This is a genomic window from Coleofasciculus sp. (assembly GCF_046565525.1).
GTDB lineage: Bacteria > Cyanobacteriota > Cyanobacteriia > Cyanobacteriales > Coleofasciculaceae > Coleofasciculus.
The window spans coordinates 1-10,540 of the sequence record NZ_JBKHUP010000173.1 but is presented as its reverse complement, the minus strand read 5'-3'; the positions used below and the strand labels follow the sequence as shown (position 1 = coordinate 10,540).

Annotated in this window: 8 protein-coding genes; 4 read left to right on the top strand and 4 right to left on the bottom strand. The window is 46.8% G+C overall.

Going from position 1 to position 10,540, the window contains the following annotated elements; translation table 11 throughout:
• The first annotated feature begins 274 nt into the window (after positions 1-274).
• Positions 275-679, top strand: coding sequence for an endonuclease domain-containing protein (locus ACLGGO_RS33760; RefSeq protein WP_446339625.1), 405 nt, complete (start codon positions 275-277; stop codon positions 677-679).
• Positions 680-877: 198 nt separating this feature from the next.
• Positions 878-1,912: a hypothetical protein gene (locus tag ACLGGO_RS33755; protein ID WP_446422590.1), complete on the top strand. Its 1,035-nt coding sequence runs from the start codon at positions 878-880 to the stop codon at positions 1,910-1,912.
• A 370-nt stretch (positions 1,913-2,282) separates the two neighbouring features.
• On the opposite strand, the gene ACLGGO_RS33750 is transcribed toward ACLGGO_RS33755, so the two are convergent.
• From ACLGGO_RS33750 to ACLGGO_RS33740, 3 genes are all read right to left on the bottom strand, one after another.
• The gene (locus ACLGGO_RS33750) at positions 2,283-2,531 is read right to left on the bottom strand and encodes a hypothetical protein (protein ID WP_446422589.1); all 249 of its coding nucleotides are present in this window, start codon (positions 2,529-2,531) and stop codon (positions 2,283-2,285) included.
• 201 nt (positions 2,532-2,732) lie between these two features.
• On the bottom strand, positions 2,733-4,013 hold the full coding sequence (gene iscB, locus ACLGGO_RS33745) for an RNA-guided endonuclease IscB (RefSeq protein WP_446422588.1): 1,281 nt from the start codon (positions 4,011-4,013) through the stop codon (positions 2,733-2,735).
• 319 nt (positions 4,014-4,332) lie between these two features.
• The gene (locus ACLGGO_RS33740) at positions 4,333-4,686 is read right to left on the bottom strand and encodes a hypothetical protein (RefSeq protein ID WP_446337425.1); all 354 of its coding nucleotides are present in this window, start codon (positions 4,684-4,686) and stop codon (positions 4,333-4,335) included.
• 613 nt (positions 4,687-5,299) lie between these two features.
• On the opposite strand from ACLGGO_RS33740, the gene ACLGGO_RS33735 reads away from it, so the two are divergent.
• Both ACLGGO_RS33735 and ACLGGO_RS33730 read left to right on the top strand, forming a co-directional pair.
• Complete coding sequence (locus ACLGGO_RS33735; protein ID WP_446422587.1) at positions 5,300-5,755, top strand: hypothetical protein; 456 nt, start codon at positions 5,300-5,302, stop codon at positions 5,753-5,755.
• A gap of 331 nt (positions 5,756-6,086) precedes the next feature.
• Positions 6,087-7,082, top strand: a complete 996-nt coding sequence (locus ACLGGO_RS33730; protein WP_446337427.1) for a PEP-CTERM sorting domain-containing protein — start codon at positions 6,087-6,089, stop codon at positions 7,080-7,082.
• A gap of 317 nt (positions 7,083-7,399) precedes the next feature.
• On the opposite strand, the gene gyrB is transcribed toward ACLGGO_RS33730, so the two are convergent.
• Complete coding sequence (gene gyrB, locus ACLGGO_RS33725; RefSeq protein ID WP_446422586.1) at positions 7,400-10,258, bottom strand: DNA topoisomerase (ATP-hydrolyzing) subunit B; 2,859 nt, start codon at positions 10,256-10,258, stop codon at positions 7,400-7,402.
• Between the last annotated feature and the right edge of the window lie 282 nt (positions 10,259-10,540).

Below are 10,540 nucleotides of genomic sequence, written 5' to 3'. Positions count from 1 at the left end.
TCATGTTTGAGGTTAATCAGCCCCCTAAATCCCCCAATTCTGGGGGACTTTGGAACTTCCGGTTCCCCCCAAAGTTGCTTATCCTGTACATGCAAGTCTTCTCTGTTCATGTTTGAGGTTAATCAGCCCCCTAAATCCCCCAATTCTGGGGGACTTTGGAACTTCCGGTTCCCCCCAAAGTTGGGGGGCTAGGGGGGCAAGTTTTGATTCGTGCAGGAAGTTTATTGATGAAAGATACTCTAGCTATATTATTATCATTTACCTCACTTTACTGATGCAAAAAAACTCTCATAGAATTCGCGGCACTACAAAACCAATTGAGCAATCCGCTCGTCGCTTGCGTCAACAGCTTACTCCCGCAGAAGCCTGCTTGTGGAACGCTTTGAGGCGTCGTCAACTGGCAGGACTTAAGTTTCGCTCTCAACATCCAGTGGGACGTTTTATTGTTGATTTTTATTGTCCATCCTGTAAGTTGGTAATTGAGGTAGATGGCGACATTCATGCTCAGCAAAAAGACTATGACGACGCTCGGACAGAGCAGCTTCAGGCTTTTGGCTATCGAGTATTAAGGTTTACAAACGAAGCTGTTTTAAACGATTTGCAAGCTGTTCTAGCCCACATTGTCAAAGTAGCAGAAGCTCAGTCGCCCCCTAAATCCCCCAATTCTGGGGGACTTTGAACTTCCGGTTCCCCCCAAAGTTGGGGGGCTAGGGGGGCTAAATACAGTATTTTGAGGTTATATGGGAGTAGTTTCAGGTTTATCAAATTAGTTAAAGGAGAAAGAACTCAGTACGCTTTATCTAAACTATTTGATATTTTCAATTCAGGAAATGAGTTGTATAGCGTTTTGAGTGTGCTGAAGCGTTTGGATAAATTGATGTCTCAATTCGACACCTGCCATACCGCTGAAACAACCGACCAACAAGCGCTAGAGGACTTTGGTATTACCCAACTCCTCTTCCACCTCAAGCACTACAGCGACATTGACTTCGATGCGTCGCAAATGCATCTGACGGATGCTGAAGTCAACGCGATCGCGAAGCTATTTATTCAGCAGTTAACCCAAAGCCTCAACGGTAAACTCATCGCGGGTGCGTTAAATACCCTGCGCCATGGTGAGGAGATAGAGAGTAAAGACGTAGCCTGCTACGTCTCTACATTCTCGGTTGGGGCGGGGTTAGTCACATCTGAGGAAAAAAGAAACAATAATCATCAAACCCGCCCCTACACACAATTCACCATTCAAGACTCAACGCTCAACAAGTTTCCCACCCCTCGCTACACAGAAGGCGATCGCGTGCAATGGAAAACCGCTAATCCCGACTGGGGCGTGATTCTGGGACGTTTCTCTGAATACAACCACCATCACCGTCAGTGGATGGTTTACTACCTGATTCAACTTGCTCCTGATTCTCCCAGTGCAGGTTGGGTAACCACGGATACGGCTTCTGAAGCGGATTTGGTAACAATACCCGATCCCGTTGAATCAACAGAAGATAATGGCAACCCCTACCTTTATCCAACCCATTCTCGACATGGGATAGCACAGCGCTGCTGCGAAGCGCAGAACGCACTCCCATCTCTGCATTGCCCGACTGGACGCTATGATGCCCAACGGCGACACAATCCCCGCCCGATCACCCAGCGTGAAAAATACATCATTGACCTCTACAGTTACTGTGAATTAGCGATGACGCCAAAGCAGTTTTATTCCAAATGGGATGTGACTTATGAACAACTTTCTCATATTTGTTCCCGTTCCCTGGGGACAGTGCAGTGTTGGTTCAACCGAGGTCAAGGGTATCATCCACCTCAACCCGTTGACTTGCGCCATCTGGCAATCATGGATTTTTTATTAGAACATTTTGAAGAAATTCCCCAGTCCCTAATTAACCTGCTGTGTTCTTCTTAAGAACCATCTGTAGGGGCACGACATGTCGTGCCCCTACCATACACAGGCTCTGTGGTTGACATCCTCCCCCGGCTAAAGAGCGCGGGGGATTCCTCACCACGCCACCTTTTTAGGGGTGGTCGCTGATTGGGGTTGACGCTTCGCTGAAGGTTGCCTCCAAATGAGGTCTTACACCCTCTCCACGTCCGTTTATAGTCTCGGAATGCCCTCCCGCGACTTGTATTTACATTACCACAATAGTAGAACGTTATCCGAATTATTTGACTGGCGAATAAATTCGCTACCTAAACGGTTCGCTCGGTTTCATCTCCCAGCTAAAGAGCGTGGGAGCCTTCACCCATCGCTTTTCCGGTAAAAATTCAACCCCTACCTATGCAGCATATAACTCCATCTGACTCCCTAAAATCTGCTGGATCTTCTGGTGTAACTCGGCTTGGGTATGATAGTGAAGAGTTTCCAAAGACGCCAGTAACAGTTGCTTATCACACAAGGGTAACATCGCCATCAACTCATCCGCCTCTTGTAGCATACGCTCTTGGGCTTCTGGAATCAGGTTCATCCAATTCGATAACAACAAGTTACGCTCTATAATCGTTAGTTTCCACTGATATTCAGGCATCCTGACCGGCTCCTCTATTCCTTCGTTTTCCTTTGTTCAAGATTTACAGGTGTAGATCAGGATGCTTTTGATTTAACTCACAACTCCCTCATCTTCCCGACTTCGTCCCAGGCGAACATCTCTCTCATCTCCTATAACGGGTTAGAAGCTGTTTGTTAATTTCTGGACACATCTAGACATTTCTTCCCGTTTGGGTACTTTTCACCCATAGCTGTAGCCATCCTTTCGATGAATTGGTTTTTCGACATATTCGAGTTTGATGCCAATCCGTTTTTTACCAGTTGTCGGATAGATCTCACCTCTACCGTTGCTGTATGGGCAAAGTCGAGCAACATAAGTTCCTGTGTTCACACCTTTTGGGATGATCGTTTTCACGATGTCGCCAGTACAGAAGCCATGAATCGGACGCAATGGGCGATACTTGTGCGGATAACCTAGTCTATCGGTTTGGCATCGTTGTCGTCCGCCTTGACCCGTTGCTTTGACTTGCAGAATCTTATTGGTCAAAACTTTGAGCATTTCGGTTACACCAACACAAGCAGCATCTAACCAATGCGCTTTATCGAGTCCTAACCGAGTGCGGTTATATTTGGTTTGTCCACCTGTCCCGGTCGTCACGGGTAGTTCCATTGCCTTGAGCGTCTCGAATAACTTCGAGCGCGTTACGTTAACCGCAGCAGCATCTTTCAACGGTGCTTTGGCTTGTTTGAGAATGCGGTTCTCTAGTTCGGGTTTACCTTTGAGAAAGTCTTTCAGGTATGAAGTCCCTTTCTTTTGGTTGCACTTTTCACAGGCAAGACACAGGTTAGAAACACGGTCAGAACCGCCCTTGGCGCGTGAAATGATATGTTCGACTTGCAATGGAACGCCTTTTTTTGAGCAGTAAGTACACTTGCGTCCCCATTTTTCTAGAAGATACTCTCGTACCTCGAAACCGAAGAGAGTCCCTTGCTGGTATTGGACTCCTGAGATTTCTGGGTTCTCCATCTGCTGCATATCAAATCGGACTAATTCCTGTCTGATTTCAGCGATGGGTGCAAATTGGCAAAGCCTTTTCACCCAAGTTTCAATTGTCAAAACACGGTGCATCAAACTAGGTGCTAACCACCCCTTTGAGCCCTTGCGGTTCAGAAAACGAGCTTGACGGTAACGAGTATTGCGCCCTCTTCGTCCCCGGCGAACCGTTCTACGTGTTAAAAGAGCATCTTTAATCTGTTGCCCTCGGTGTTCAAGCTCCATGCCCCAGACAACTTCATCCCGGTTGTTCACCAGTGAAATTCCGCTGGTTTTGGAGCCTGGGTCAATCTTGAGTGTGAGTGGATAGGTAATGATGTTTTCTACCACTCGATTCATGATCAATGTGAATGGATAACGACGAAACACCGCCGCCTTGCCAGCTTCCATCAATTTCCTTGCCTGTGCTGGATGAATTGGATTCATCGGTGTTTTATTGGCATCAATCAAAAAAACATAGTTTGACATGATTTGTTTGGTCGGTTTGACCAGTCCTTAATAAAGTAATGTTGGCTTCGACAATGCTTCTCAGGCTTGTTATGGAGTATCAGAGGGCTTCTGTTCGATGTCTCGCCTTTCGTTGATAGTTCCGACAGTGCCAAAAACTAGCGTTCATTCTTGGGTGTCATGACCAAAGGAAGCGTAGCCAACCTTGCCAGATGGTAGGTTACTCTTTTTTACGGCTGAGTCTGCACGCTCACCCCACCTACCCAAAATGCTTAGTTTTGGGTAGTTGTGGGTAGACATTTACGAGCGGTGTATCATCCCACTCTTTCTGGAATCAGGCTCATCCTCGGATAACCGATTTCCTCGCCCAATCTCTGGCATTTTCCATATAAATCAGTATCCTTTTCCAATACTTTCTCCAGTCTCCCTCTATCTTCAAGCAGTTTTTGACTGTCTCTAGGTAGAAAATAGTCGTGCGGCGTTCATCATTGTCAGGACATCGCTCCAAAATCAGATTGTAGAGCTGTTGCCAATGATGTTGCCAGTTACCCTGCTCCGGATGGAAAATTGCCTCAAATAAATTTCGCCAGAAAAACTCAATCGTGCCAATCTCCTTCAGATTTTCTGGCGTTGGTTTATCCCAGCCAGTATGGCGAGCGCGTAAATCACTAATCGGCGGCATATTTCCGCTCATAGATAACAAGGGGGGCTAAAATCACTGCTGCATATTGTACCCATACCCAGAGATAATGGGATGGTGGATGGCAATAGGGCAAGGGATAGGGGAAGCAGGGTCAAAATTCGTCTAACTCGCCCAACTAAAAAAGAGCGCAGCTAGGATAATCAAGCCCAAAAGCGCCAGAGGAACCCAGAGATTCGTCAGCTCGATCATTTGGTCGGGTTTTGCCGTTGGTTACGGGGATTGATCCATGAATGATCTCTAAAGAAACTATAAACCAAATTGTATGATGAGGACAAAGGATGACCTGTCCCGACCTAGTGATATGGCTGCGAGAGCGCACCGCCTTGAGCATTCTCTCCGATAAAATTTTACAGGCGATCGCGCCACGACTGGAAGCGTGAGTGGTGAATGCCCAGGAGTGTCTCGTCATCGAAGATACTTCTGTAGAGTATCTCTACATTTCTGAAGAGCATATTAATACCATAAATTAATTTATTTGTCAAAACAATGGCGATAGTTTTTCGGGAATAAACCTTAAGTAGGGTAACTAGCGAAACCTCTATTTCTCTGGTTTTTCTGGGGATTGGGGAGAAGTTATCTATTTATTCTTTATTCTGGAATCGCCATGAAGCATAGTGACTGGTTGCGCCTAACCAAAGAAGGTGAACGTCTTTGTTCGGTTCTCAGACAGCAGGGGTATCAATGTCAAAAACAACCTCGCCGTCTGGCTTGGAACGTCACTAAAGGAGAGGATTCTCATACATTGACCTATTTACCCGCACCTGTGGCAAGTTGGACAGTTTTACCCAATCAGGAAACTCCAGCCCGAAAACAACTGATGTTATTGGTACATAATGCTCTCAAACAGGAACGGTTAGACATCCTGAGCAGTAAGCCGGACCTTCAAGAACCCTTAGACTTAACCCGCCCTTGGGTGATCATCCGCTTATTGAATGATGCTCGTCGCTGTACGGTAGCCCGATTTTACAACCGTCAAGATGCCGAAGATCACCAACGTGTACTCAGTCGCTTTATGCGTGGGGCTGAATTTGAGGTGATTTTTGACCCTTATGAGGAGTGATGTCAGTTTAGCGATCGCCACTCATCTGGTGATCGTCAGTTTGGCTGATCCCCCTAGGCAATGGGGCAATTATAGCACCGCGTCAGGGGGCACGATCGCTTTTTTGAACTGAGTATCTTCATCAAGTCTTCATCAAACTTTGGGAACTTTTTATGAAAACTTTATAAAAACTACTGAAATAAACTGATCCTTAATCTTCATTAAAACTTTATAAAATAGAATGGCAATTTTCATAGAATCTTTACCCAAATGTTTCGGGATAAAAATATGATTAAAAAAAGACTTAATAAGTTAATCACTTCCACAGTTTAAACAGCTAAACCCGGAAACAATGAACAAGAATCTAAAGAAAATTGCCGTTGCCAGCGCCAGTACAGTTTTAGGTGCCACCGCAGCCCTCAGCCTCTCTATCCCCGCTCAGGCTGCTTTGATTGGTCCGGCTGAAGGTTTTAATGTTTTCGCCTTTGATGATATAGACCTTGACAATGTGGATGCTCACGGTAGGATAGCCGTTGGTGGCAATGCGAAACTGACTAATTTTGGAACGGCGACCAAGTTACCGGCTAACGGTGCAGGTAACACTCTAGTGGTTGGCGGCGACTTAAACTATAACGGAGGTCAGGTATACGTCGGTGATGTGGTGGTGGGGGGTAATGTTATCAGCGCACCCAGCATTCCTAATGGGACATTAAAATCAGAAACTCCCATCAACTTTGCTCAGGCTGAGCAATTCTACAAGAAGTATTCGACTCAATTGGGGGGTCTAGCTACCAACGGTACAGTTAACGATAACGGCTTTGGTCAGCTCACTCTAAATGGTGCAAGTTCAGGTCTGAACGTTTTTGAGCTTGATGCATCAGTTTTCGCCTCGGCAAATAATCTCAATATTACGTTTGATTCAAATTCGACGGTTTTGGTTAACGTAACGGGGAACCCATTCGATCTCCAGAGTGGTTTTCAAATGAATCTCAATGGTAATCCCAACGGTGCTGGTGCTAACCGGGTTTTATTCAACTTTGTTGATGCAACGCAGCTTAATTCTACAGGTTTTGCTTGGCAAGGCAGCGTTTTGGCTCCGTTGGCTGAGTACAATGAGTTCTCGAATGGTCATATTAATGGGCAAATGATTGCTCGATCAATTACGGGAAATGGAGAATACCATATCGTTGCTCCGAATAATGGAAACAGTTCGGTAGTATTTGACGGAGATTTGCCTGATCCAGAAGCTGTTCCCGAACCGCTCACCATTCTGGGTTCCGGTATGGCGTTAGGATTCGGTGCTTTCTTTAAACGCCAACAGTCCAAAAAGCAGAAGAATGCCAATTAATAATCTGAATTGATTAATTGGTTTGATTATCAGGGTGTGTCGGGGTAGGTTATCAACTCAAGGCTGAAACCCTTACTCAAGAAGAGATCCCCCCTAGCCCCCATCCCCCCTAGCCCCCCTTTGAAAGGGGGGAAATATTGGGGGGAAATATTGGGGGGAAATATTGGGGGGAACCATAAAATACAGCGTTTTTGGTAGTTAGTGATGTACACAGATCCCCGACGTCTTGGAGAAGTCGGGGATCTTAGTTGGTGTAATCAAAGTCCCCCTTGTGAAGGGGGATGCGAGGGGGATCTAAACCTTGCTAAGAAAGGAACTTAAATATCCAGATCCGCTAAATCGAGTCGGGCGCCATAGGTTTCAATGAATTCCCGCCGAGGTGCAACCCGATCGCCCATGAGAACGGTAAAGATGCGATCAGCCTCCGCTGCATCTTCGATCTCCACCCGCTTCATTGTCCGCGTTTCTGGGTTCATCGTGGTATCCCAGAGTTGTACTGGCATCATTTCACCCAACCCTTTAAACCGTTGGATGGTGTAATTAGCGTTAGCGGGGAACTCATTTTGAACCAAGTTCGTGAGTTCGCGATCGCTATAGCAGTAGTAATGATTGCGTCCACGTTCTACTTTATACAATGGCGGACAAGCAATGTGGATATACCCCTGATCCACTAATGCTCGTTGATAGCGATAGAAAAAGGTCAGCAATAGAGTGCGGATATGGGCGCCATCTACATCAGCATCCGTCATAATTACGATGCGGTGGTAACGCAGATTAGAGGGGTCAAACTCCTCACCTTTGATACCCAAACCTAGTGCCGTAATCAGGGACTGAATTTCTGTGTTCTTGTAAATTTTGGCATCATCAGTTTTCTCGATGTTGAGAATTTTACCCCGCAGAGGTAGAATCGCTTGAAATTGGCGATCGCGTCCTTGTTTGGCACTATTGTGAACAAAAACGCCACTGGCTAGGGCAAAGTTATGGGTGTGGGGAACTTCAATATCGTAAACATCCACTCGTTTTTCTAGGCGTTCGATGGCAACAACCCGATGATTGTAGTTGGCAACAGCTTCGCGAGCGAGGGTTTCATCACCCTGGAAATAACGCTGACAGAACGTGTCAAATCGCAACATCGACTTATCACGAGTTTGGATGCGGTAGGCATTGTAGGCGTCAAGATCCAGTTGACCTTGCTCAATTTCAATTTGTTTTAGAGCTGCCAATGTTTTGCGATAGTAAGTTTGGTGCAATGTGGCTAAACGCTTGGTGCGAAATTCAGGTGTCCATTGCTCCTGTGTCTTTTCTCGCCGCCATTCCAGTAAAGTCTCATCTTGCCACTGTTGCTTGGCTCGCTGGGAATGAGATTCCCGTGCGTCAGGATTATTGGCAAAATAGTTATGAACCCGTTCAGCTTGAGCCAGACGATTGGCTTCATCACTCCAATAGATACCCTGCCAGCGGTTATACCAATCAGCTAACAGGTGGGTAAAGAGCCAACTATGGGAGCGAGGATTCCATGTCAGCTCGTAACCGTCAATGGTAATCCCCGGTTCACTCTTGTCCGACAGCTTGCGATAAAGGGGCATTAGGGAATCTTCATGGGTGAGCAAGGCGGCGGCTTTGTAACTGCCATCTCGCAACATAAAGGGGTGATCCGGTGTACAAATCAGTGTTTCCCCATTATCCAGTGTCACCTGAATCACTTGGGCATTCGCCTTTGTCATCCGAGGGTTGATAATCCGCTCTAACCCAATCGTTCCATCATGGCGAATGGTGTAGCAAAAATGCTCTTTCCCCATCGCCTGTTCCGCCACAATGTCTTTGAAGCTGAGAGAACGCCCATCGGCTAAAGCCACCAGCGTATCGCCATCAAAACAACCGCCTGCACTATCCCCCTCAACAATGAAGATTTCGGATTCAGAGGGATCTCTAGAACTGCAATCGGCTAACTTACCCGGTAGGGGAGATGACTCCAATACAGACTTACGCCGTACCAACTCCCGCGCCCGACGCGCTGCTTCTGCGGCTTTAAAGGCTTGGATGGCTTTCTCTAAAACAGAATCAGCCACTTGAGGGCGAAATTCCAGGTACTCCGTCAACACTTCGCCAACCAGGGAATCAACGATACCCCGGACTTCTGTATTCCCTAGTTTGGTTTTGGTTTGTCCTTCAAATTCTGGATCAGGGACTTTGACGGAAATAACTCCAGTTAATCCTTCCCGAACATTCTCGCCGCCGAGGTTAGCCTCACTGTCTTTAAGTTTATTCCGCTTGCGTGCGATCGCGTTTAATGTCCGAGTCAGGACTGTCTTTAATCCCTCTAAGTGAGTCCCGCCATCAATCGTGCGGATATTGTTGGCAAATCCCAGTAGGTTATCGCTGTAAGCATCCACACACCATTGCAGCGCCACTTCCACTTGCACATTATTCCGTTCACCCTGAACATAGATAATTTCTTGGTGCAGGGGTTCCTTCTCCCGGTTCATGTATGCTACATATTCCTGGATACCCCCCTCATAGTGGTAGCTGTCGATGCGTTCAGGAGAGATGCGGTGATCTGTAAACGTCATCCTCACGCCGCCATTGAGATAGGCAAGTTCTCGCAGCCGCCCTGCTACTGTAGAGTAGTCAAACTCGATCCCATTGCTAAAGATTTGCGTGTCCGGTTTGAACGTAACCGCCGTCCCCGTGCGATCTTCTTTACCGGGTTTGACGACCAAATCACCCATCGCAACACCGCGTTCGTAGCGCTGGGTATGAACCCGTTTCTCTCGCCAAACCGTAACTTCCACCCATTCTGAGAGGGCGTTGACGACAGAAACCCCAACCCCGTGCAATCCGCCTGACACTTTATAACCGCCGCCGCCAAACTTACCGCCGGCGTGCAGCACCGTCATTACTGTTTCCAATGCTGATTTGCCGGTCTTAGAATGGGTATCTATGGGAATACCCCGTCCATCGTCGGTAACGCTAACGGAGCCATCGGCGTTGAAGTCAACTTCGATATGAGTGCAATAGCCAGCCAGCGCCTCATCAATCGAATTGTCTACAACCTCGTAAACTAGATGATGGAGTCCCCGTGGACCGGTAGAACCGATGTACATTCCCGGACGCTTGCGTACCGCTTCGAGACCTTCCAATACTTGAATCTGATCGGCACTGTAGCTACTTGTCATATCAGGGCTTCTCCAGTAAACGCTTTGAGCGGTTTATATGCTTTAAAATGACAAAACACTCAAAAATTCTAACACAAAAGGGTTATAGGCGGCTACAGGGTAATCTGAAGAGATATTTATAGAGGGGATAGACCGGGCTTGGGCGGGGAGATGGGGGAGTTATCAGTTATCAGTGATCAGTTATCAGTTATCAGTGAGCAGTTATCAGTTATCAGTTATCAGTGAGCAGTTATCAGTTATCAGTTATCAGTTATCAGTTATCAGTTATCAGTTATCAGTTAT

What these genes read in the sequence shown, in the direction of transcription:
- ACLGGO_RS33760 (WP_446339625.1), top strand. Translation starts at nt 275, where the DNA reads ATGCAAAAAAACTCTCATAGAATTCGCGGCACTACAAAACCAATTGAG.
- ACLGGO_RS33755 (WP_446422590.1), top strand. Translation starts at nt 878, where the DNA reads ATGTCTCAATTCGACACCTGCCATACCGCTGAAACAACCGACCAACAA.
- ACLGGO_RS33750 (WP_446422589.1), bottom strand. Translation starts at nt 2,531, where the DNA reads ATGCCTGAATATCAGTGGAAACTAACGATTATAGAGCGTAACTTGTTG.
- iscB (WP_446422588.1), bottom strand. Translation starts at nt 4,013, where the DNA reads ATGTCAAACTATGTTTTTTTGATTGATGCCAATAAAACACCGATGAAT.
- ACLGGO_RS33740 (WP_446337425.1), bottom strand. Translation starts at nt 4,686, where the DNA reads ATGAGCGGAAATATGCCGCCGATTAGTGATTTACGCGCTCGCCATACT.
- ACLGGO_RS33735 (WP_446422587.1), top strand. Translation starts at nt 5,300, where the DNA reads ATGAAGCATAGTGACTGGTTGCGCCTAACCAAAGAAGGTGAACGTCTT.
- ACLGGO_RS33730 (WP_446337427.1), top strand. Translation starts at nt 6,087, where the DNA reads ATGAACAAGAATCTAAAGAAAATTGCCGTTGCCAGCGCCAGTACAGTT.
- gyrB (WP_446422586.1), bottom strand. Translation starts at nt 10,258, where the DNA reads ATGACAAGTAGCTACAGTGCCGATCAGATTCAAGTATTGGAAGGTCTC.